Origin of the sequence: Salinarimonas sp. (assembly GCF_040111675.1) — a bacterium.
Taxonomy (GTDB): Bacteria; Pseudomonadota; Alphaproteobacteria; order Rhizobiales; family Beijerinckiaceae; genus Salinarimonas.
Genome location: NZ_CP157794.1, coordinates 770,136 through 791,784, shown reverse-complemented (window position 1 = coordinate 791,784; position 21,649 = coordinate 770,136). Strand labels below are relative to the sequence as shown.

The following is a 21,649-nucleotide window of genomic DNA, read 5'->3' as shown; positions in this document are numbered from 1 at the left end:
GGCGCGCTCAGCCCTCCGCCGCGAGCGCGCCGAGCCCCTCCCGATAGCTCCGATAGAGCAGCTCCACGCCGAGCTCGGCGCGCAGGCGGGCGTTCGAGACGCGCTTGTTGTTGGAATAGAAGCTGCGGCCCATGGGCGAGAGCTCGGCCTCGTCGAAGGGGATCTCGGGCGGGGGCGCGACGCCGATCAGCGCGGCGGCGTGGGCGACGACGTCCTGCGGCGGGGCGGGCGCGTCGTCGACGACGTTGTAGATCCGGCCGGCCGGCGCGCGCTCGAAAGCCGCCAGGACGGCCTGCGCGATGTCCGCGACGTGGATGCGGTTGAACACCTGCCCGGGCTTGACGATCCGCCGCGCCGTGCCGGCGCGCAGCTGCAGGATGGGATTGCGACCCGGGCCGTAGATGCCGCCGAGCCGCAGGATCGCGACGCGCTTGGAAGTGCGCGCGCCGAGCGCCAGCCATTGCGCCTCGGCGACGAGCCGCGCCTCCGCGCGAGCGCTCTCCGCCGTGGGCGGCGTCTCCTCGTCTACCCAGCCGCCCTGCGCATCGCCATAGACGCCGATCGTCGAGAGATAGACGATCGCGTCGATGCTCGGGGAAGCCGCGATCGCCTCGCCATAGGCGGCGAGCGCCGGATCGCCGCCCGCGCCGGGCGGGATCGAGACGAGGAGCCGGTCGGCCACCGCGAGATCCTCCGGGATGCGCGGGTCGGCGGCGTCCTCGCCGAACAGGCGCGCCTCGACGCCCTCGCCCGCCAGCCGCTCGGCCTTCGCCGCGGATCGCACGGTCCCGATCGCCCGCGCGAACGATCCGCGGCGCACGACCTCCGCCGCGCTGTAGCCATGCCCGAACGTGAACAACGCCACCACCGCTCCGGTCCTCCTGCGCCTCTCGGCGGGAGACCCTAGAGCGGCGGCGGCGCCGCGTCACCCCGCGACGCTCACGCGGCGTCGCGGATCGAGGCGAGGAAGCGCCCGACCTCGCGCTCCAGCGTGGTGGACTGGCGCGAGAGGTCGCCCGCGGCGCCGACGACCTGGGCGGAGGCCGCGCTCGATTCCTCGGCGGCCTGCTTCACGCCGCCGATATTGGTGGAGACCTCGCTCGTGCCGGCGGAGGCCTGCTGGATGTTGCGGGCGATCTCCTGCGTCGCCGTGCCCTGCTCCTCGACCGCTGCGGCGATGGCGCCGGCGATACCGCTCATGCGCTCGATCGTCTCGTTGATGGCCGTGATCGCGGCGGCCGAGTCGACGGTCGCGCTCTGGATCTCGCCGATCTGCCCGGCGATGTCCTGCGTCGCCTTGGCCGTCTGGTCGGCGAGGGTCTTCACCTCGGCGGCGACGACGGCGAAGCCGCGTCCCGCCTCGCCGGCGCGCGCCGCCTCGATCGTGGCGTTCAAAGCCAGCAGGTTCGTCTGCTCGGCGATGGTGCTGATCAGCTCGACCACCTCGCCGATCCGGTCGGCGCTGCGCGAGAGGCGCTGGACCTTGTCGGCGGTCTCCGCCGCCTCGCGCATGGCGTCTGAGGCGATGCGGGCCGATTCGCCGACCTGCCGGGAGATCTCCTGAATCGAGCTCGACAGCTCGTCCGCCGCCGAGGAGACGGTGTGCACGTTGGCGGAGGCCTGCTCGGAGGCCGCCGCCACGGTGAGCGCCTGCGTGGCGGTCTCCTCGGCGTTGGCCGCCATGGACTTCGACGCGCTCTCGAGCTGGCTCACCGCAGAGGAAACCGCGGCGATGACGCCGCCGACCGCGGCATCGAACGAATCGGCGAGCTTCGCCATCTCGCGACGCTTCTGCTCGGCCTGGCGCGCCTCCGCGCGCTCCTGCTCGGCCTGCAGCCGGTCGGCCTCGAGGCCGTTGTCGCGAAAGACGGCCAGCGCCTGCGCCATCTCGCCGACCTCGTCGCCACGGCCCTGGGCCGGGATCTCGGTGTCCCACTCGCGGCGCGCGAGCCGGCTCATGGCGCCGACCATTGTGGTGATCGGCCGCGAGACACCGGCCGTCAGGAACCAGGTGGCCCCCGCGGCGACCACGGCGCCCGCCGCGATCACGGCGCTCACCAGCCAGACCGCGCTCCCGTGCTCGGCCTGCGCGTTCGCCATGCGGCGCTCGGCCCGGGCGACGGCGTAATCCATGAAGCCGTTGACGCTCTCGCGCGCCTCGCGGAAGACCGTGACCGCGGCATCGCGGGCGACGGCTTCGGCCTCGGCGACGCGCCCGGCCGCGACGGCCTCGACGACGCCGCTGCGCACGAGCGCGGCATAGGCGTCGGAGGTTTCCGACATGGAATCGAAGAAGGCCTGCTCCTCGGGGGAGAAACGGGTCTCGGCGATCTGCGCGAGCCGGCGGTCGATGCGGGCGTCCTGCTCCTCGATCTCGGAGGCGAGCTGCGCGCGCGTCTCGGGACGGTCCGCGAGCAGGAACTCGAGCGAGTCGCCGCGCATGCGGTAGAGCGCGGCCTTGACCGCGTCGAGAGCCTCGAGCGTCAGCAGCTCCTGCGTGTACATGTCGTCGAGACGTCGGTTGCTCTCGGACAGCGCGCTCAAGCCGATCGCGCCCGTGGCGACGAGAGCGGCGAGCATCAGGCCTGTAGCGAGCAGTATCTTGTGCGGAATCCGCAGAGCGCGTTTTGGCATGTCGTACCCCCAAACCGACGCCGTTCGGGTTCATCGCGCCGGCGAAATGATAGCTATCCGACACAGGGTTAATACCACCTTAATTTCGTGGAATTATTTCCAAATTCAAGGAAAACGATCGTATTGCGCCCGCGCGCAACGCCGTCGGAGCAGAAAAGATATGTTGAAACAAACTGTCACCCCTGGGTGCGGGCATTCCCCTGGCGCATCCCCGAGGCGGGTCGCGCGCCCCCCGGAACCCCCGCGCAACCAGGACCGTTCCCCTCCCGCCGTGTCCAAGCTCGCCCACGCCCTGCGCCTCGCGCGCTCCTTCGCCATCCTCTCCCGCGCGGTGCTGACGCGCGGGCCGATGCGTGCGCGGACGTTGAAGGACCGGCTGGCCATGTTCCCGAAGGACGGGCTGCCGGTGGAGAGGTCCGTCGACATCCGCTGGAACGACCATCAGGTCCCCTGGATCACCGCATCCACGGATCGCGACTGCGCGGTCGCGCTCGGGGCCGTGCACGCCCATCTGCGGCTCACCCAGCTCGAGGTGCTGCGCAAGGTCGCCTACGGCCGCGTCGCGGAGATCGCCGGCCCCGCCGCCATCGACGTCGACCGGGCGCTGCGCACGCTCGGCATCGCCCAGGCGGTGCCCGGCATCCTCGCCATGCAGCCGCCGGAGACGAAAGCCTGGCTCGAGGGCTTCGTCGACGGCCTCAACCACGTGATCGAGCACGCCCCGGAGGACCCGCCTGACTTCCCGCTGCTCGGCCTCTCCCGCGAGCGCTGGACGCCCGCCGACGTGATGGCGGTGGGCCGCGCGGCGGTGGCGGACGTCAATTGGGTGATCTGGCTCCGGCTCATCCCGCTGCGGCGCGATCCGGACTGGCCCGACCTCTGGGACAAGCTCCTCGCCCACGGCACCGGCACGATCGCGAACCTCGCCGGCTGGGACCTCGAGACGATGCTCGCGACCGCGCTCGGCCCGGCGCTGAAGGGCTCGAACGCCTACGCGGTCCACAAGGACGCGAGCGCCACGGGCACGGCGCTGCTCGCGGGCGATCCGCACCTGCCGATCTCGGTGCCGAACATCTGGATGGCGGCAGGCTTCCGCTCGCCCTCCTATCACTGCGTCGGCTTTCAGCTGCCGGGCCTGCCCTTCACCGCCTTCGGCCGCAATCCGGATCTCGCCTGGGGCGGCACTGCCCCGCACACCGCCTCCTCCGACCTGTTCGACCTCTCGGGGCTGATGTACGAGCCCTTCGACATGCGCGCGGAGACGATCGAGGTCCGCGGCGGGCGGGACGAGCGGGTGGAAATCCGCACGAGCCGCTACGGCCCGATCATCTCCGACGCCGTGCCGATGAACGCCACCTACGCGCTGCGCTGGGTCGGGCACGAGCCCTCCGACGAGCTCTCCTCCATGCTGGCGCTCAACCGCGCCCGCAGCTTCGAGGAGTTCCGCGAGGCGGCGGACGGCATGGCGGTGCCGGGGCAGAACTGGATCGTCGCCGAGCGCGCGGGGGGCATCGCCAAGCAGATCGCGGCGAAGCTGCCGAAGCGCCCGCACGCGCCGCTAGCCGATCTCGTCTCGAAGCCCGACGCCATCGCGCATTGGGACGCCTACGTCACCGCCAGGGACTTCCCGCCGGAGCGCGACCCGCCGCGCGGCTACGTCGTCTCCGCCAACGACCGGCCGGAGGACACGCCCGCGCCCCTGTCCTATTTCTACTCGCCGGTCGACCGGGTCGAGCGCATCGGCCGCGTCCTCGCCGACGCGCGGCCGGTGACGATGGAGACGCTCACCACGCTGCAGCGGGACGTCACCGTGCCGGGCGCGCTCCTCCTGCGCGACCGGCTGATGCGGCTCGTCAAGGCGGCGGGCGAGCGCGAGAGCGGCGGCGGCGGGCCCTCGCGGGAGGAGGTGCTCTCGGCCCGTGGCGAGGTCGCGCCGCTGATCGTCGACTGGGACGGGTCCTATCCGGAGGAGTCGCGCGGGGCGCTCGCCTTCGAGCTCCTGATCGCGCATATCAGCGCGCACTACCATTCGCAGGCCGAGCGCGCCTTCCACGGCGCGGTGTTCACCGCGCGCACCCTGGTCTCCCAGGACCTGCACGAGCCGCGCACGGAGCTCGTCGCCGCGGTGGCGAGCGGGCTCGTCGCGACGGCGAAGGAGCTGAAGCGCTACCGCGTGTGGGGCGACATTCACCGCCTGCGGCTCGCGCACGTGCTCGGCGGGCTGCCGCTCGTCGGCCGCCGGCTCGTCTTCGCCGACCTGCCGGTGGGCGGGACATCGGACGCGGTGATGAAGACCGCCCACCCCGCCGTGCCGCGCCCGCACCGTGCCTTCTACGGCTCCATCGCCCGCTTCGCCTGCGATTGCGGAGACCTCGACAGCGCGTCGGGCGTCCTGCTCACCGGCCAGGACGGCTGGCTGAAGAGCGAGACGATGCTCGACCAGCTCCCCCTCTGGCGCGAGGGCCGCGCCATGGCGCTGCCGCTGACGCCGGAGGCGGTCGCCCGCCATTTCCCGCACGCGACGCCGATCGCCGCGTCATGATCGACGCGACGCCGTTTCTGCGCGCCTACGCCCGCCGGCGCGAGGCGGCGCTCGCCGGGCAGGACCCGATCGCCGCCCAGCGCGCGACGCTTCGCGCCCTGGTCCGGCAGGCCGCCGCGACCCGCTTCGGGCGCGAGCACGGCTTCCCGGCCATCGCGACGCCCGCTGCCTTCCAGGCGCAGGTGCCGGTGCGGACCTACGAGGATTTCTGGGCGCGGTACTGGCAGGAGCCCTTCCCCGTGCTCGAGGACGAGACCTGGCCGGGGCGGATGCCGTTCTTCGCGCTGTCCTCGGGCACGACCACGGGCCGCACCAAGTACATCCCGGTCAGCCGCGCCATGGTCGCCGCGAACCGGCGCGCGGCGCTCGACATCCTGGTGCATCATCTCGCCAACCGTCCCGGCTCGCGGGTGCTCGGCGGCAAGAGCTTCATGCTCGGCGGCTCGACGGCGCTGGATCGGCTGGCGCCGGGCGTGCGCGGCGGAGACCTCTCCGGCATCGCGGCGGCGACGGTGCCGTTCTACGCCCGCTCCCGCACCTTCCCGCCGGCGAGCCTCGCGCTCGAGGAGAACTGGGAGCGCAAGATCGCCAGGCTCGCGCCGGCCTCGCTCGCCGAGGACATCCGTGCGATCTCCGGCACGCCGACCTGGCTGATGGCGTTCTTCGAGACGCTGGCGCGCATGCACCCGGCGCGCGGCGAGCGGCTCGACGCCTTCTACCCGAAGCTCGAGCTGGTCGTTCACGGCGGGGTCGCCTTCGGCCCCTACGCCGCGCGCGTCGACCGGCTGATCGCGGGATCCGCCATCCGCACGCAGGAGGTCTACCCGGCGAGCGAGGGCTTCTTCGCCATCCAGGACCGCGGACGCGGGGACGGCCTGCGGCTGATCGTCGACAACGGGATCTTCTACGAGTTCGTCGTCCCCGAGACGCTCGGCACGCGCGCGCCGCGGCGCGCCTGGCTGGAGGACGCGGAGATCGGCGTCGACTACGCCCTCGTCGTCTCCACCAATGCGGGGCTGTGGGCCTACGAGGTGGGCGATCTCGTGCGGCTCGTCTCGAAGGATCCGCCGCGCGTCGTCTTCGCGGGGCGCACGGCCTTCACGCTGTCCGCCTTCGGCGAGCACCTCACCGGCGCCGAGATCGACCGGGCGGTGGACGCGGCCGCGCGGGAGATCGGGGCGGAGCTCGTCGAGATCGGCGCCGGCGCGCGCCATCGGGCGGAGGGCGCGGCGCAGGACCATCACCTGTTCGTGGTCGAGCTCGCCGAGGGCGCCCCCTCCCCCGCCCGCGCCCGCGCCTTGCGCGCGGCCCTCGACCGGGCGCTCGTGCGCGCCAACGCCGACTACGCCGCCCATCGCGACGCGGGCCAGCTCGCCGCGCCGGAGCTCGTCTGCGCGCCCCGCGGAACCTTCGCCTCCTGGATGCGCGCGCGCGGCAAGCTCGGCGGGCAGAACAAGCCGCCGCGGGTGATCACCGACGCGGCCCTGCTCGCGACGCTGGAGCGCGCGGCCGCACAGGGAACGCGGGTTCCCGCCGGTCGTTGAACCTGCGCCGCCGTCCAAAGGCGACGCTCACCGGAACCGGACGCCCATGCCGCAGATCACCTTCCCGACCAGGAGCCCCTTCACCCTCGCCGACATGGTGCGCGGCAACGCGCCCGAGACCGTCGGCATCGGCCACCTCCACACGCCGGGCGCCGTCGCCCGCGCCAAGAGCCGCCCCGCCGTGGTGATCCTGCCCGGCCTCGGCGGCATCATCCCCGAGCGCGAGCTGCGCTACGGCAAGATGCTGGCCGAGCAGGGCTACGTCACGCTCGCCGTCGACACGTTCGGCGCGCGCGGCGCGGCGTTCAAGAACCACACCCTGCGCGCCCTGCGCGTCACCGAGACCATGATGCTCGCCGACGCTTATGCGGCCATGGCGCATCTCGCGCGGCTGCCGATGGTGGACCCGGCGCGCGTCGCGGTGATGGGCTTCTCCTACGGGGCCATGATTTCGGTGCTGGCGGCCTACGAGCAGCTGGCGAAGCTCTTCGCGGTCGAGGAGCAGCGCTTCGCCGGGCATGTGAGCTATTACGGCTGCTCGGTGCCGCGTCTCGACGACCCGACCACGACCGGCGCGCCGGTGGAGATGTTCCTCGGCGCGCTCGACCGCAACGTGAACCCCACGCGCTCGCGCGAGATCGCGGACGACCTCACCCGCGGCGGCTCGAAAGTGGGCTTCCACGTCTTCCCCGACACGTATCACCAGTGGGATTCGCAGAACCTGACGAAGAAGTTCGTGCGCTTCTCGCTGTTCTCCTGCCGCTTCGGCGTGGACGCCGCGAACAACCTGCGCGACCTGCGCACCCGCATCGGCATCTCGGGCCGGATCTCGCGCACGCTGGCGCTGATCGCCAACGCCGACCCGCGCGGCTACCACATGCTGCGCGACGAGGGCGTGCTGGCGAAGACCGACGCCCGGCTCGGGGCGTTCTTCGCGGAGGCGCTCGACCACCGCCCGGCGGTCACAGCCGGACGCGGTGACGACGCACGAACGGCGCCTGCGCGGCGATGAAGGCGACGTTCAGGGGCAGCACCGCGAAGACCTTGAACGCCACCCAGACGTCCACCGAGAAGAAGCGCCAGGTGATCTCGTTGAGCCCCGCGAGGAGCGCGAGGAACGCGACCGCGCGCCAGGTGAGGACCCGCCAGGCGCGCTCGGTGTCGAGCACGAGCGACTCCTTGAGCACGATCCGCAGCACGATCCGGCCCGCGGCGAGACCGCCGAGGAGGGCGAGGGCGTAGAACAGGTTCATGATGGTGGGCCGCACCATGATGATCCACGGCTCGGCGTAGGCGAGGCTGAGGCCGCCGAAAATCAGGATCAGCACGGTGGAGGCGACGGGCGCCGTGGGGATGCGGCGCTCGCGCGCGAGGTTCGCGACGAGCGCGAGCACGGTCGCGACCATGAAGATCGCGGTGCCGACGAAGATGCCGCCGATGGCGTTCGCGATGAAGAAGGCGAAGAGCGGGCCGACCTCGTAGGTGAGGCGCTCCTTGAGGCGCACCACCGGCCCGGCCGGCGTGTCGGTCTCGTCCAATCGCGCCCTCGCGTCCATGCGCGCTCCCGGATGGGGCGCGAACGGGAGCGCCGCGCCCAAGCTTCAGCTCAACGGCGGGCGCGGCGGGGCGTTCCCGGGGTGCGTCAACCGCGCTCGAGCCGCGCCGACAGCTCCGGCTTGCGGTTGAGGGTCTGGAAGACGACGCAGTATCGCTCGGTCAGCTTCAGGAGCTGGGCGAGCTGCTCCTCGCCGGCGTCGGCGTCGATCTCGAAGGTGAGGCGGATGTCCTTGAAGCCCACCGGCGCCTCCTTGTCGACGCCCAGCGTGCCGCGGAAGTCGAGATCGCCCTCCGCGTGGACCGTGCCCGAGCGCAGCGGAATCTCGAGCGCGGTGGCCACGGCCTTGAGGGTCACGCCGGCGCAGGCGACGAGCGCCTCGAGCAGCATGTCGCCCGAGCACAGGTCGGCGCCGGTGCCGCCGGTCGCCTTGTGCAGGCCGGCGACCGCGACGGCGCGGGCGGTCTCGACCTTGCAGGCCACCGCCTCGGAATCGAGCGTGCCGTGGGCCTTGAGGGTCACAACCGCCGCTTGGGGGCTCTCGCGGTACTTCTGCTTCAGAGGGGCCTGCAGGGCGCGAAGGGCGGCGGCGTCCATGGGTGTCTCCGACATCAACTTTTCATCGCAATAGCGTACGCGCCGGCTCTCCGGCCCGTACGGTTTCGGGGGATGCGGCAACAAACGATAGGGCGAGTGGCCGCGGGCGGGAATGCCGGACGGTCCGCAGCGGCGGTTGCGTCGATCCGGCGGCGTCAGGCGTGGTTCTTGCTTTCGCGGTCGGACGGCGTCACCACCACAACCCCGACGCCTCCACCTCCCTCTCGCGGATCGGCGGTCGGCGCGCCTCGTCCAGAGCCGCGTAGAGCGTGCGCGCCATGCCCTCGATCGCCGGGCTGCCCCGCTCGCGCGGGCGCGCGACCAGGATCTCGACCTCGTCGTGGACGCGCCCGGGATCGGGGCGCATGACGATCACGCGATCGGCGAGGGTCGCGGCCTCGGTCACGTCGTGCGTGACGATGACGACGGTGAGGCCGGCGTCCTGCCACAGGCGCAGCAGGTGCGCATGCAGGTCGGCGCGGGTGAAGGCGTCGAGGGCGGAGAACGGCTCGTCGAGGAGGAGCACCTGCGGCCCGGCCGCGAAGGCGCGGGCGATGGCGACGCGCTGCTGCTGGCCGCCGGAGAGGTCCCGCGGCAGGCGCTCGGCGTGCTCGAGCAGGCCGACCCGGGCGAGCGCGCCCTGGACGATGCGCCGGCGCTCCTCGGCGGGACGCCCCGCGATGCCGAAGGCCACGTTGTCGGCGACCGAGAGCCAGGGCAGGAGCCGCGGCTCCTGGAAGACGACGCCGACCTTGGGATGCGGCGCCGCGACGATCTCGCCGTCGACCGCGATCGTGCCCGCGCTCGGCCGGTCGAGGCCGGCGATCAGGCGCAAGAGCGTGGTCTTGCCGCAGCCCGAGCCGCCGACGATGGCGACGATCTCGCCGCGGCGGACCTCGAGGTCGACGTCGGCGAGCGCGCGCTTGCCGTCGGCGTAGGTCTTGGAGAGGCGCTCGATGCGCAGCATGGCGGGCTCCTACAAGCGGTCGCGGGCGACGTCCTGCCAGGCGACGAGGGGGCGCGTCGCGGCGACGAGGACGAGATCGCAGGCCTTGCCGAGCAGGGCGAAGGCGACGATGGCGGCGAGGATCTGGTCGGGCTTGCCCATCTGCTGGCCGTCGATGAGGAGGTAGCCGAGCCCCTCGGAGGCGCCCATGAACTCGGCGGCGACGACGAACATGAAGCCGAGCCCGAGGCCGGAACGCAGCGCCGTGATCGTCTCCGGCAGGACCGCCGGCACGAGCACGCGGCGCGCGGTGGCGAGCCTCGAGAGGCGGAAGACGCGCGAGACCTCGATCAGCTTGCGATCGATCGAGAGGATCGCGTCGCACACGCCGAGATAGACGGGGAAGAAGACGCCCACCGCGATCAGGGCGATCTTCGATTCCTCGAAGATGCCAAGCCAGAGGATGAAGAGCGGCACCCAGGCGATGGAGGGGATGGCGCGCAGCGCCTGGAGCGTCGGGTCGAGCGCCTCGCGCGCGAGGCGGCTCGCGCCCGAGAGCGCGCCGAGCGCGAGCCCCGCGGCGGCGCCCAGCGCGAAGCCGACCGCGACGCGCCAGAGCGTGGTCGCGACGTGGACCCACAGGTCTCCGCGCGCGTGCAGCGCGGCGAAGGTCGCGATCACCCGCGAGGGCGGCGGCAGGAGCCGGCCCTCGGCGAGGCCCGCCGCGACGGCGATCTCCCAGCCGAGCGCCGCGGAGACGGGCAGGAGGAGGCCGAGCGCGAGCGCGCGCGGGCTCCCGAGCCGCGGCAGGCGCGGCGCGGAGCGCGATGCCGCGCCGGCGAGGGTCCCCTCCTCCGCGCTCATCGCGCCGCGACCGTGAAGCGGGCGTCGACGAGAGCGGCGAGGGTGCCGTCGATGTCGGAACCGGCCGGCAGAACGCCGGCCTCGACGAGGGCGATCCCCGCGGCGCGGATGGTCGCGCGTTCCGCCTCGCCGAGGACCGGGTTCGTCAGGTCGGTGCGCTCGAGCTGGCGGGCGACGATCTCCGGCGGCAGGCGGGTGACGTCGCCGAGCACGGCGGCGAGGGCCGCCGGATCGGCGAGCGCCTCCTCACGGGCGCGCTCGTAGGCGGCGAGCACGGTGCGGACGATCTCGGGATGCGCCTCGGCGAATTCCTCGCGGACGTTGAGCGTGCCGTAGGTGTTGGCGGCGGCGTCGCGGTAGAACAGCTCCGCCCCGCTCTCGAGCTCGGCCGCGGCCATCATCGGGTCGAGGCCGGCCCAGGCGTCGACGTCGCCGCGCTCCAGCGCGATACGCCCGTCCGGATGCTGCAGCAGCACGAGCTTGACGTCGCGCTCGGTGAGACCGGCGGAGGCGAGCGCGCGCACCAGGAAGATGTGCGGGTCGGTGCCGCGGGTCACGGCGATGCGCCGGCCGGCGAGATCGGCGACGCCGGCGATGCCGGTGTCCGGCCGGGTGACGAGCGCCGTCCATTCGGGGCGGGAATAGAGATAGATCGTCTTGATCGGGTTGCCGTTGAGCCGCCCGACGAGGGCCGCGGCGCCGGCGGTCGAGCCGAAATCGATCGCCTCGGCGTTGAGGAACTCGAGCGCCTTGTTGGAGCCGAGCGTCTGCACCCAGCGCACCTCGATCCCCTCGGCCCCGAGCGCCTCCTCCAGATAGCCGCGCTCGCGCAGCAGCAGGCTCACGGGATTGTAGGTGGCGTAGTCGACCGTGACGACGGAGGGCTTGTCCTGCGCGACGGACGCGTTCGCCATCACGAACGACGCCGCGAGGCCGGCGCCGACAACGGAGAGGAAGGAGCGACGAGACAGGACCATGACGACCTCCTGAAGGCGCACGCTTCCGCTCCGCCGTGAGGCGGATCGAAAGCGGCGGCTGGGGACTCGCGCAGAAAGGCGCGACGGCTGATGCGTTCGGTTTAGCGAACGCTGCCGCGGTCGTCAACAGCGTGGATGTGATTTATCTTATTTCACACATTGTTTCGTGTATTGGGAGCCTGCGCCAGCTCCCGGCACAGGCCGCGCTCGGGCGTCACTTGTTGGTGCGCCCCGTCTTGTTCGGGTCGACGGCGCCCTGATCGTTCACGTCGTTGAGCACGTCGCCCTCGTAGGTGTTCTCGCCCTGGAGGGGACGGCCGTCGGCGCCGACCATGCGCTCGCCCTTGGAGCGGCCGATGCCGGGATCGCTCTTGAGATCGCGATCGGAGGGCGTCTCGGTCTTCGGGTGCTTGTTCTGGGCGGACATGGGTCGCCTCCTTCTCGGGTCACGCTCGGGACGGCGCGAGAACGCCGCCGGATCGCGGGGAACGACGCCCGGGAAGGCGGGTTCCGCGTCGCTCGGGCGCTCTCCGCGTGCCTGGAACGCCGGTCCGGCGCGGCCGTTGACCGGGCGAAGCCGACCTCCATCGACAGGAGAGCGATCCCATGAACGACACGACCGTGAAGAAGGTCGCCAGCGCCCAGTCGCCCACCGGCGAGAACGGCCTCGTCTATCTCGCCAGCGGCAAGCGCATGGCCATGCGCATGTGGCGCGACGAGGCGCCGACGCAGGACAAGCCGCTGCACAAGCACGACTACGAGGTGCTCGGATTCTGCATCGGCGGGCGGGCCGAGCTCGAGCTCGAAGGCCAGACGGTGACCCTCGAGCCCGGCGACAGCTGGCTCGTCCCGGCGGACGCCGAGCACACCTACCGCATCCTGGAGCCCTTCACCTGCGTCGAGACCACCGCCCCGCCCTTCCACGTGCACGGACGCTCCGGCTGAGGCCGGCCGCGCCGAGAGACCAGGAGACCGTCATGAAAGTCAGCGACGTGATGACCCACGGGGTGCATCTCGCGAATCCCGAGGAGACGATCGCCGCCATCGCCAAGCGCATGGCGGACGAGGATCTCGGCTTCCTGCCGGTGGGCGACGACGAGCGGCTCGTCGGCATGGTGACCGACCGCGACATCGTCGTGCGCGCCGTGGCGCAGGGGCGCGACCCGAACGCGGTGAAGGTCTCGGACGTGATGACGCCGGACGTGCGCTATTGCTTCGCGGACGAGGACCTCGACCACGTCGTCCAGAACATGGGCGACATCCAGGTCCGCCGCCTGCCGGTGGTGGACCGGGACAAGCGGCTCGTCGGCGTCGTCTCCCTCGCCGATTCGGCGCTGGCCCACGACACCGAGAAGGCCGGCATCGCCATGAGCGGCGTGACGCAGCCGGGCGGCCCGCACAGCCAGTGAGGCGGATGGGGGGCCGGCGCGCCGCATGCAGGGCGCGCCGGCGACGCTGCGGAGGCGTCCGGCTCCGGTCCGCGCGGAGCAGACCGGGCGGGCGTCACCCCTCATCCGTCCCGCGTGCCTTTCCGAGGCGGCGCATGGCGAGGAGGGCCTCACGGATACGCTCCGGATCCTCGCGGTCGATGGCCCCGACCGCGATCGAGAAGCGCTCCCCCGACACGATCAGCTCGAGCCTGTGAGGCCCGCGAACGGCTCGAGCGCACGGCCCCTCACGTCTCCTCCCGCTCCACCCACTTGTGCACCACGGGCGGGGTGTAGGCGGCGAAGGCGTCGAGGAGCGCGCCGGGCTCGCTCGCCGAGAGCAGCATGCCGCGATGGCCCTCGCGCAGGAAGCCTTCGGCCACCACGTGGTCGAGGAAGCCGTGGAGCTTGTCGTAGAAGCCGTTCACGTCGAGGAGGCCGACGGGCTTGGCGTGGGTGCCGAGCTGGGCCCAGGTCCAGATCTCGAACAGCTCCTCCAGCGTCCCGACGCCGCCGGGGAGCGCGACGAAGCCGTCGGAGAGATCGGCCATCTTCGCCTTGCGGGCGTGCATCGAGTCGACCACGTGGAGCTCGGAGAGGCCGGCGTGGGCGATCTCCTTGTCGACGAGCATCTGCGGGATCACGCCCAGCACCTCGCCGCCGGCGGCGAGCACCGTGTCGGCGACGACCGCCATGAGGCCCACCGAGGCGCCGCCGTAGACGAGCCCGATCCCCCGCGCCGCGAGCGTCTCGCCGAGCGCCACGGCGGCGGCGCGGTAGGCCGGGTCGTGGCCCGGGTTGGAGCCGCAGAACACGCAGATTCGACGCATGGCGAAAAGTCCCCTCTCGACGAAGCGCCCGGCTTTAGACCCGTCGCCGCGCGCTGTCGAGAGCGGGCGCGCTCAGCCCGCGATGTATTCCTTGAGCATCCGCGCCTCCGCCTCGATGGCCGCCACGCGCCGCTTGACGATGTCGCCGATGGACACGATGCCGACGAGCCGGCCCTCCTCGACCACGGGGACGTGGCGGAACTTGCCCTGGGTCATCACGTGCATGAGGTCGTCGATGGCGACCTCCCGGGCGCAGGTGACGACCTCCCGGGTCATGTAGGCGGAGACCTTCGCGTCGAGGGCGGCGGCGCCTTCGCGCGCGATGGCGCGCACGATGTCGCGCTCGGAGAGAATGCCGTCGACACGCCCCCCGTCGCCGCTCACCACGACCGCGCCGATGCGCCGCTCCGAGAGCAGGTGGGCGGCTTCGGCGAGGGTCTTGCCGGGATCGAGGGTGACGACCTCTCCGCCCTTCTCGGCGAGTACCTGTCTGACCGTCATGGTTTCCTCCGCATTGGCGACGCCCGTCTCCCCGGCTCTTCCGGCCGGTTGCATCGCGCGTCGGACGCTCAGGATGCGAGACGATGGCGGCTTTTTCAAGCGATGCCGTGGCCGCCGGCGGGGCCTTTGTCGAAAAGCGGGAACAGGAACAGCCCCGCGACGAACCCGCCGATATGCGCCTCCCAGGCTATGCCGGCGTCGGCCGCGAGGCCCAGCGGCACGGCGGCGACGCCGAAGACCAAGTTGATGGCGAACCAGACGCCGACGAAGAGCATCGCCGTGCGGTTGCCGAGCATCTCCCGCAGCCCGAGCCGCGGGGCGAGATGCGGCGGCACCCCGTAGAAGCGCCGGGGCGAGAAGGCGAAGCGCGCGGCGGCCGCCATCATGCCCGACACGATGGCGGAGGCGCCGATCATCGGCGTGACGTCGTAGGCGTGCGTCGCCCAGTGCGCCAGCGCCCCCGCCACGGCCGTGATCGCCGCGAGCCAGAGGAAGCGCTCCGGCCCGATGCGCCGGGCGATGGGCGTGCCGAAGGCCGCGAGCCACACGGCGTTGAGCCCGACATGCAGCCAGGAGCCGTGCAGGAACGCGTAGGTGAGCGGCGTCCAGAACCCGCCGGAGCCCTGCGTCATGATGAAGCGGGCGAAGCCGAGCTCGCGGCCGGCGTCGAGCGCGTCGCCCGCGATGGCCCGGCGCGCGATCTCGCGCACGGCGTCGGGGTCGATCTTCGTCGTCCACAGGGCGGGGACGAAGCCGAAATCGAGCACGACGTCGAAATAGCCCTCCGGCCCCAGCACGCCGCCGAGCGCGTGCAGCGCGAACAGGAGAGCGATCGAGACGAGGACGACGGTGGGGAGGTTGAAGACGGGCTCGCGCGGCGGCTTTTGCGGCGGGGGCGGCGGCGGCGCGCGCGGGTCGTCGGCTCGAGGCTGCATGGGCACTCCGGATGCGGTCGCCCTTACGTCGGACGGATCGGGCCCCGGCGCAAGAGCGCGGCCGCAGGGTCTTCGCGGACGTCAGCCCTCGGCGAGCACCTCGATGTCGCGGTCGAGCCCGCTCTCGACCCGGAACTCGCGGGTGAAGACGCGCCCCTCGTGACGCGCGATCAGCACGTAGTCGCCTTCCGCCAGCACGACGGAGGGGAAGGCGCCGATCGCCTCGCGCACCACGTCGCCGCCCGGCGTCAGCACGGAGAAGGCCGTTCCCGCGAAGGCCTCGCCCCCCTCCTCGGCCACGAGCTTGAGCGTCACCCGCGCCGCCCGATGGTTCAGGGTCGCGATCGTCAGCTGGCCCGCCCGGACGTCGACGTCGGTGCGCATGGAGGCGTTGGCGTCGCCGTAGGTGGAGACGACGTGATAGTCGCCCTCGGGCAGGCGGATCAGGTCCGTCGGACGCGCCTCGGCGACGACGAGACGGCCTTCCTTGTCCTCGGCCACCGGCACGAAGACGGCGTAGGTCAGCTCGTTCGCCGCGATCGGCATGTCGCCGACCACGCCGCGCACCTGCAGGCCGCCGGCGCTGATCACGAGCCGCTCCACCACGTCGCCCCATTGCATGGTCACCGGCCGCGTGGCCGAGGCGAAGCCGTAGGAGACGTGGATCATGTAGTTGGCCGGCGGCAGCTTGATTCGCGGCGTCGCGCCCTCGTCGCGGGCGACGAGCTCGGCCTCCTCGCCGCGCAGGACGAAGACGCGCCAGATCAGCCCCTCGAGGATCGGCGCGCCGGTATCGGCGTGGAAGGCCGCGAGGGTCAATTCGCCGGATTGCGGCAGGACGGGAAGCGAGCCGAGCCCCTCCTGCGCCGTCGGCGCCTGCGCGCGGGCGGCGCCGAACGGCAGGGCGGCGGCGAGAATCAAGCAGGCGGCGAGAAGGAGACGCATGGACCCGTGACGACCGTTCTCAGGAGGCGGGCGGCTCGCGCCCGCGCCGGGAAGCGGTTATACCGATCTCGACCGATTGTGGACAGATGATGGACGCGATGACCGCAAGCCTGCTCGACACGCTCCGCACCCGCCGCTCGACTCCGGCGCACAAGCTCTCCGATCCCGGCCCCGACGCCGCGACGCTCGAGGACATGCTGCGCATCGCCTCGCGCGTGCCCGACCACGGCAAGCTCGCGCCCTGGCGCTTCGTCGTGATCGACCGCGCCGCCGGCGCGCGGCTCGGCGAGACGATCGAGGCGGCCTACGTCGCCGACAACCCGGACGCCGCGGAGGAGCAGCGCGCCTCCGAGCGCGGGCGCCTCGCGCGCGCGCCGCTCGTCGTGGCGATCGTCTCGCGCGCGGCGCCGCATCCGAAGATCCCGGAATGGGAGCAGATCCTCTCCGCCGGCGCGGCCGCGCAGAACCTCATGCTCGCGGCGCAGGCCCACGGCTTCGGCGCGAACTGGATCACGGAATGGATCGCCTTCGACCGGCGCGTCCTCGACGCGCTGGGCCTCGCGCCGCACGAGCGGATCGCGGCCTTCGTCCATATCGGGACGGCGCAGGCGCGCATGCCGGACCGGCCGCGGCCGGAGCTCGCCGACATCGTCACCCGGCTGTGAGGGCGCGCGCATGTTCTACGAGACCGCAGCCGGCCACCCGCTGAAGCACGACCCGTTCAAGGCCATCGTCGTCCCCCGCCCCATCGGCTGGATCAGCGCGGTGGACCGCGAGGGGCGGGTGAACCTCGCGCCCTATTCCTTCTTCAACGCCGTGTCGGCCAAGCCCGACATGGTCGCCTTCTCGTCGGAGGGGGTGAAGGACGCGCTCACCTTCGCGCAGGAAACGGGCGAGTTCGTCGCGAGCCTCGCCACCTGGGACCTGCGCGACGCGGTCAACGCCACCTCCGCCCCCCTGCCCCGGGGGGAGAGCGAGTTCGCCCACGCGGGGCTGACGCCCGCACCCTCCCGCCTGGTGCGGCCGCCGCGGGTGGCGGAGAGCCCGGTCGCGCTCGAGTGCAAGCTCCTCCAGGTCGTGCCGCTCACCTCGCTCGAGGGGGTGACGACCTATCACCTGGCGATCGGCCAGGTGGTGGGCGTGCACATCGACGAGCGCTTCCTGAAGGACGGCGTTCTCGACACGGCGGCGATGAAGCCCATCGCGCGGGCGGGATATCGGGACTATTTCGTGTGCACGGAGGAGACGCGCTTCTCGATCACGCGTCCGCCGGGCGGCTGAGCGCCGCCCGGTCTCGTCACACCGCGGCCGCGACGATGGCGAAGGCCGCGACGACCCCCACCAGCCCGAAGCCGAGCACGTAGCGCACGCGCCGCGGGGTCTCGCCCTGCCGGGCGCCGTCGCCGTCGATGATCTTGGCCATGGAATGGTCCTCCCGTTTCGTGCCTGAGCGTGATGCTCCGGCGCCGCGCCTCCGGATTGCGCGACGCCGAGACCAACGCCCTGCGAGCGTCACGGTTCGGCAGGTTCGGGCGCGAGGGCCTCAACTCCTTGTCAAGGCCTGCGGTTCGGATCCGGCGCGGAACCGCCGTGAAGAACGGTTAACCATTCCGTCGTATTCTCGACGCGCAAGGAGAGCCGTTCCCCATGCCCGTCGACCCCGCGATCCTGACCGACCTCGAGGGCGCGCTCGCCGCCCGCGACGCCGTGGAGCGCGGGCGCGCCGGAGAGCGTCTCGCGGACCTGTTCTTCTCGCGCGCGCCGACGCTCTCCGAGGAGCACGTCGCCCTGTTCGACGACGTGCTGGAGAAGCTCGTCGGGGACATCACCTTTCGCGCCCGGGTGGAGCTGGCCGAGCGCTTCGCCGACTGCCCGAACGCGCCGCGCAAGGTGGTCTTCGGCTTCGCCAGCGACGACGAGATCCGGGTCGCGCGCCCCGTGCTGGAGCGCTCGCACAGGCTCGACATCGACGCGCTGCTGCGGATCGCGCGGGAGAAGGGCCAGGATCACCTCACCGCCATCGCCAAGCGGCCGAGCGTGCCGGAGGCGCTGACGGACGCGCTGCTCGAGCGCGGCGGGCGGCGGGTCGTCGTCACCGCCGCCGGAAATCCCGGCGCCGCCTTCTCGGCCGACGGCACCGCGATTCTCGTCGCCCGCGCGCAGTCCGACGACGCGCTGGTGCGCGCACTCGCCGAGCGCGACGACGCCTTCTCCGGGCGCATCGCCGCCCTCGTCGCCAAGGCCCGCGCCACGGTGCGCGAGACGCTCACGGCCGAGACCGGCGCCGACCCCGAGATGCTCGGCGCGCTGATCGAGCGCATCGGCGGCGAGCTGGCGCAGAAGGGCGACAAGCGTACGCTGCTCGGCCAGTTCGCCGAGCCGATGGCGGCGATGCAGGAGCGCGCCGCCGAGCAGGGCCTCACCGAGATCGACGCGCTCGGCGCGCTGCTCGACGGCAAGGCCGCCGAGGCGCTGTGCGTGATCGCGATCGTCCAGGGCGTGCCGGTGGAATTCGTCGCCCGCGCCTTTCACGCGGCGACCTACGCGCCGATCCTCGTGCTGGCCCGCGCCTCGGATTTCGGCTGGAAGACCGTGCGCCACCTGCTCAAGGCCAAGCTCGGGCGCATCCCGCCCGACGTCCTCATGGAGGACGCGCGCGCCACCTACGAGCGGCTGGGTCCCGCCACCGCACGGCGCGTGCTGCGCCAGGCGCTCGCGAAGGAGCGGGGGCTCAGGCAGTAGGGACCGCCGACCCCCGGCAGCTCCGCCTCCATGAAGCCTCGGACGCTCAATCGCCGTCCCGTCGGCGGATCACCATCAGGAACGCGCCGCCCGGGCCGTCTGCGACGGCGATCAGGCGTCCCGAGGCGGGAACGCGCGACCCGTCCGCCGCCGCGTAGTCTCCCGCCAGCTCGATCACGCCGTCGCCGCGGGCCCGCGCCATCGCGGCCCATTGCGCGCCGCGGGCCCGCTCCTCGGGGGTGTGTATCGCCTCGATGCTGCGGCCGAGCATCTCGGCCTCCGTCGTCCCGAACAGCGCCTCGGCGCCCGGGCTCCAGGAGTTCACGACGCCGGCCGCGTCGAAGCCGACGACGGCGGTGTCGACCATGCCCGAGAGGAGCGCCCTGAGCCGGGATTCGCTCTTGGCCAGCGCCTCGGTCAGGCGGCGGCGCTCGGTCGCGTTCGAGAACAGGATCGCGATGCCGCCTTCCGGCAGCGGCAGCGGGTAGGCGCGCACGTCGACCAGGCGCTCGGGAAAGGTCGGGGAGGAGGCCTCGAAGGCGACGACCTCACCCCCTTTCATCGCCCGCCCGAGCTCATGCGCCACCCGGCCGCCCGCGGCCGCGGGAAAGACGTCCCAGAGAACCCTCCCCTCCACCTCGGCGCGATCCCGCCCGAAATAGAACTCCGCCACGCGATTAACGGTGACGATCCGCCATTCGGCGTCGAGCGAGACGTAGCCCTCGGCGATGGCGTCGAGCAGAAGCCTGAGCTTGCGCCGCAGCGCCTCGGCGTCGCCGCCCTGAAGCGGCGGACGCCCCGCCTCGCGCAGGCGCTCGTACTCCGCGTAGTCGAGAAGCGCCACGCGCGGCTTGCCGTGATGCGTCACGACGACGGGCGCGTCCTGCGCCTGCTCCTGCGCCGCGCCGAAATTGCGGCTCACCTCCGCGGCGCTGATGCGCACCTCTTTCCTCGCGGTCACCTCGGAACCCTCGCTTCGCCGAAGTGTGCTGAATAGCAGAGCTTCTTCCCGCGCGCAGTCGTGATGATTCCGGAGACAACACGCGGAAACGGATTGCGTTCGCGGAAGAAATCCGGATATTTGGGTAGGGTATCCGAAAAACATGGTGAGAACGAAGACGATGGGGACCACCGAGGTGGACGGCGCGTCCGGGAACGAGACCGCTCTGGCTGCGACCGGCATCGCAGGATTCGACGAAATCCTCTTCGGTGGCTTGCCGCGCCACGCTGTCCACCTCGTCGAGGGCGAGCCGGGAACCGGCAAGACGACCGTCGGGCTGCAATTTCTGCTCGAAGGCGCGCGCCGCGGCGAAACGACGCTCTTCATCACGATCGCCCAGAGCGCGCGCGACCTCGGCCGCTCCGCGGCGTCGCACGGTTTCGACACGGCGGGCATCACCGTGGAGGAGATCAAGACCCTCGACCTCGCCCGCGAGGCGGCCCAGCGGCAGACGGTGCTGCACACGGCCGACGTCGAGCTCTCGTCCATGATCGCCGGCATTCGCGGCGCGATCGAGCGCTCGAAGCCCGAGCGCGTCGTTCTCGACTCGCTTTTCGAGCTGCGGCTCCTGTCCGGCGATTCGCTCGGCTACCGCCGCGAGCTCATCCTGCTCAAGGAATTCGTCGTCGCGGCCGGGGCGACGGCGCTGTTTCTCGACTATCCGGGCCCCGAGCTCGGCGACCGCCAGCTCGAGGGGCTCGCCCACGGCGTCGTGCTCCTGGAGGCGAGCGTCCCGGAATACGGCGCGAGCCTGCGTCGCGTCTGCGTCGCGAAGATGCGCGGCCATCGTTTCGTCGAGGGCTGGCACGATCTCGTCATCCGCACGGGGGGCGTCGCGGTGTTCCCGCGGGTCGTCCCGGAACTCACGGGCACGCCCCTGAACGGGGATCATGTCGCCTGCGCGATCCCGGAGCTGGACGAGATGCTCGGCGGCGGGCTGGAGCACGGCACGACTTGCCTCATCGTCGGACAGGCCGGCACCGGGAAGTCGACCCTCGGCACCGTCTACGCCCGCGCCGCCGCCCAGCGCGGCGACCGGGCGGCGATGTTCCTGTTCGAGGAGCGGCCCGAGGTCTTTCGCCGTCGGTCGAGCGATATCGGGCTCGATCTCGCCGAGGTCGAGGCCAGCGGCGCCCTGGCGCTGACGCACTACAATCCCGCCGAGACCTCGCCGGGAGAGTTCGCTCGCGCGGTCGTCTCCGCCGTCGTCGACGAAGGCGCCCGCGTCGTCGTGATCGATAGCCTCACCGGCTATCTCGGCGCGCTTCCGGAAGGGCGCGACCTCGTCGTCCAGCTCCACTCGCTGCTCAGCTTCCTGTCGCGGAGGAACGTCCTGACGATCCTGGTCATGGCTCAGCACGGCCTTCTCGGCGGCGCGGTGCGCATGGAGGCGGACACCTCCTATCTCGCGGACACGGTGGTCCTCCTGCGCTACGGCACGGAGGGGAGCGACCTCAGGCGCACCGTGACGGTGGTGAAGAAGCGTCATGGCGACCATGAGACGGCGGCGCGCGAGCTCGTCATCGGCGGGGAAACGGTAGCGGTGCGGGATGTCGCGGCCTGAGGCGAGCGCTCCGGACGGCGAGGAAGCCCACCGCGTTCTCGTCTGC

Annotated in this window: 23 protein-coding genes; 9 read left to right on the top strand and 14 right to left on the bottom strand. The window is 72.1% G+C overall.

Annotation, left to right across the window (positions count from 1 at the left end; all coding sequences use genetic code 11):
* Window positions 1-7: 7 nt before the first annotated feature.
* Together ABL310_RS03650 and ABL310_RS03645 are read right to left on the bottom strand one after the other, a co-directional pair.
* The gene (locus tag ABL310_RS03650) at window positions 8-865 is read right to left on the bottom strand and encodes an SDR family oxidoreductase (RefSeq protein ID WP_349370351.1); all 858 of its coding nucleotides are present in this window, start codon (window positions 863-865) and stop codon (window positions 8-10) included.
* Between the two features lie 74 nt (window positions 866-939).
* Window positions 940-2,634 (bottom strand): methyl-accepting chemotaxis protein, encoded by a 1,695-nt coding sequence (locus tag ABL310_RS03645; RefSeq protein WP_349370350.1) that lies wholly within the window; start codon window positions 2,632-2,634, stop codon window positions 940-942.
* A gap of 271 nt (window positions 2,635-2,905) precedes the next feature.
* On the opposite strand from ABL310_RS03645, the gene ABL310_RS03640 reads away from it, so the two are divergent.
* From ABL310_RS03640 to ABL310_RS03630, 3 genes are read left to right on the top strand one after another with little or no spacing between them, the layout of a single operon-like run.
* Complete coding sequence (locus ABL310_RS03640; protein WP_349370349.1) at window positions 2,906-5,176, top strand: penicillin acylase family protein; 2,271 nt, start codon at window positions 2,906-2,908, stop codon at window positions 5,174-5,176.
* Entirely contained in the window at window positions 5,173-6,720 is a 1,548-nt protein-coding gene (locus ABL310_RS03635; protein ID WP_349370348.1) for a GH3 auxin-responsive promoter family protein, read from the top strand. Before ABL310_RS03640 ends, ABL310_RS03635 begins: the two co-directional genes overlap by 4 nt.
* 46 nt (window positions 6,721-6,766) lie before the next feature.
* Window positions 6,767-7,732 carry a dienelactone hydrolase family protein gene (locus ABL310_RS03630; protein WP_349370347.1) on the top strand — a complete coding sequence of 322 codons (966 nt, stop codon included), beginning with the start codon at window positions 6,767-6,769 and terminating at the stop codon, window positions 7,730-7,732.
* On the opposite strand, the gene ABL310_RS03625 is transcribed toward ABL310_RS03630, so the two are convergent.
* The 6 genes from ABL310_RS03625 to ABL310_RS03600 all read right to left on the bottom strand — a co-directional run bounded on the left by ABL310_RS03625 (window position 7,683) and on the right by ABL310_RS03600 (window position 12,086).
* Entirely contained in the window at window positions 7,683-8,276 is a 594-nt protein-coding gene (locus ABL310_RS03625; RefSeq protein ID WP_349370346.1) for a septation protein IspZ, read from the bottom strand. The two genes, ABL310_RS03630 and ABL310_RS03625, sit on opposite strands and share 50 nt — an antisense overlap.
* Window positions 8,277-8,362: 86 nt before the next feature.
* On the bottom strand, window positions 8,363-8,872 hold the full coding sequence (locus ABL310_RS03620) for an OsmC family protein (RefSeq protein ID WP_349370345.1): 510 nt from the start codon (window positions 8,870-8,872) through the stop codon (window positions 8,363-8,365).
* Window positions 8,873-9,062: 190 nt separating this feature from the next.
* The gene (locus ABL310_RS03615) at window positions 9,063-9,839 is read right to left on the bottom strand and encodes an ABC transporter ATP-binding protein (protein ID WP_349370344.1); all 777 of its coding nucleotides are present in this window, start codon (window positions 9,837-9,839) and stop codon (window positions 9,063-9,065) included.
* A 9-nt stretch (window positions 9,840-9,848) separates the two neighbouring features.
* Complete coding sequence (locus ABL310_RS03610) at window positions 9,849-10,682, bottom strand: ABC transporter permease (RefSeq protein WP_349370343.1); 834 nt, start codon at window positions 10,680-10,682, stop codon at window positions 9,849-9,851.
* Entirely contained in the window at window positions 10,679-11,659 is a 981-nt protein-coding gene (locus tag ABL310_RS03605; protein WP_349370342.1) for an aliphatic sulfonate ABC transporter substrate-binding protein, read from the bottom strand. The genes ABL310_RS03610 and ABL310_RS03605 overlap by 4 nt, the downstream gene beginning before the upstream one ends.
* A gap of 214 nt (window positions 11,660-11,873) precedes the next feature.
* Window positions 11,874-12,086 carry a hypothetical protein gene (locus ABL310_RS03600; protein ID WP_349370341.1) on the bottom strand — a complete coding sequence of 71 codons (213 nt, stop codon included), beginning with the start codon at window positions 12,084-12,086 and terminating at the stop codon, window positions 11,874-11,876.
* Window positions 12,087-12,265: 179 nt separating this feature from the next.
* Here ABL310_RS03600 and ABL310_RS03595 point away from each other — a divergent pair, with 179 nt between their 5' ends.
* Both ABL310_RS03595 and ABL310_RS03590 read left to right on the top strand, forming a co-directional pair.
* A complete protein-coding gene (locus tag ABL310_RS03595; protein ID WP_349370340.1) occupies window positions 12,266-12,604 on the top strand; it encodes a cupin domain-containing protein in 339 nt (112 codons plus the stop codon).
* Between the two features lie 32 nt (window positions 12,605-12,636).
* The gene (locus ABL310_RS03590; RefSeq protein WP_349370339.1) at window positions 12,637-13,068 is read left to right on the top strand and encodes a CBS domain-containing protein; all 432 of its coding nucleotides are present in this window, start codon (window positions 12,637-12,639) and stop codon (window positions 13,066-13,068) included.
* Between the two features lie 266 nt (window positions 13,069-13,334).
* On the opposite strand, the gene ABL310_RS03585 is transcribed toward ABL310_RS03590, so the two are convergent.
* The 4 genes from ABL310_RS03585 to ABL310_RS03570 all read right to left on the bottom strand — a co-directional run bounded on the left by ABL310_RS03585 (window position 13,335) and on the right by ABL310_RS03570 (window position 16,297).
* Entirely contained in the window at window positions 13,335-13,916 is a 582-nt protein-coding gene (locus tag ABL310_RS03585; protein ID WP_349370338.1) for a TIGR00730 family Rossman fold protein, read from the bottom strand.
* 72 nt (window positions 13,917-13,988) lie between these two features.
* Window positions 13,989-14,417, bottom strand: a complete 429-nt coding sequence (locus tag ABL310_RS03580) for a CBS domain-containing protein (RefSeq protein WP_349370337.1) — start codon at window positions 14,415-14,417, stop codon at window positions 13,989-13,991.
* Window positions 14,418-14,512: 95 nt separating this feature from the next.
* The gene (locus ABL310_RS03575) at window positions 14,513-15,352 is read right to left on the bottom strand and encodes a rhomboid family intramembrane serine protease (RefSeq protein WP_349370336.1); all 840 of its coding nucleotides are present in this window, start codon (window positions 15,350-15,352) and stop codon (window positions 14,513-14,515) included.
* A gap of 81 nt (window positions 15,353-15,433) precedes the next feature.
* The gene (locus ABL310_RS03570) at window positions 15,434-16,297 is read right to left on the bottom strand and encodes a hypothetical protein (RefSeq protein WP_349370335.1); all 864 of its coding nucleotides are present in this window, start codon (window positions 16,295-16,297) and stop codon (window positions 15,434-15,436) included.
* 98 nt (window positions 16,298-16,395) lie between these two features.
* On the opposite strand from ABL310_RS03570, the gene ABL310_RS03565 reads away from it, so the two are divergent.
* Both ABL310_RS03565 and ABL310_RS03560 read left to right on the top strand, forming a co-directional pair.
* Window positions 16,396-16,962: a nitroreductase gene (locus ABL310_RS03565; protein ID WP_349370334.1), complete on the top strand. Its 567-nt coding sequence runs from the start codon at window positions 16,396-16,398 to the stop codon at window positions 16,960-16,962.
* A 10-nt stretch (window positions 16,963-16,972) separates the two neighbouring features.
* Window positions 16,973-17,578, top strand: coding sequence for a flavin reductase family protein (locus ABL310_RS03560; RefSeq protein WP_349370333.1), 606 nt, complete (start codon window positions 16,973-16,975; stop codon window positions 17,576-17,578).
* A 16-nt stretch (window positions 17,579-17,594) separates the two neighbouring features.
* On the opposite strand, the gene ABL310_RS03555 is transcribed toward ABL310_RS03560, so the two are convergent.
* Window positions 17,595-17,720, bottom strand: coding sequence for a hypothetical protein (locus tag ABL310_RS03555; RefSeq protein ID WP_349370332.1), 126 nt, complete (start codon window positions 17,718-17,720; stop codon window positions 17,595-17,597).
* A gap of 224 nt (window positions 17,721-17,944) precedes the next feature.
* Between ABL310_RS03555 and ABL310_RS03550 the strand changes: the two genes are divergently transcribed.
* Window positions 17,945-19,039 carry a DUF2336 domain-containing protein gene (locus tag ABL310_RS03550; RefSeq protein ID WP_349370331.1) on the top strand — a complete coding sequence of 365 codons (1,095 nt, stop codon included), beginning with the start codon at window positions 17,945-17,947 and terminating at the stop codon, window positions 19,037-19,039.
* A gap of 46 nt (window positions 19,040-19,085) precedes the next feature.
* Here ABL310_RS03550 and ABL310_RS03545 read toward each other — a convergent pair whose 3' ends face one another.
* Window positions 19,086-20,000: a type II toxin-antitoxin system prevent-host-death family antitoxin gene (locus ABL310_RS03545; protein ID WP_349370330.1), complete on the bottom strand. Its 915-nt coding sequence runs from the start codon at window positions 19,998-20,000 to the stop codon at window positions 19,086-19,088.
* 145 nt (window positions 20,001-20,145) lie between these two features.
* Here ABL310_RS03545 and ABL310_RS03540 point away from each other — a divergent pair, with 145 nt between their 5' ends.
* The gene (locus ABL310_RS03540; RefSeq protein ID WP_349370329.1) at window positions 20,146-21,603 is read left to right on the top strand and encodes an ATPase domain-containing protein; all 1,458 of its coding nucleotides are present in this window, start codon (window positions 20,146-20,148) and stop codon (window positions 21,601-21,603) included.
* Window positions 21,604-21,649: the final 46 nt, after the last annotated feature.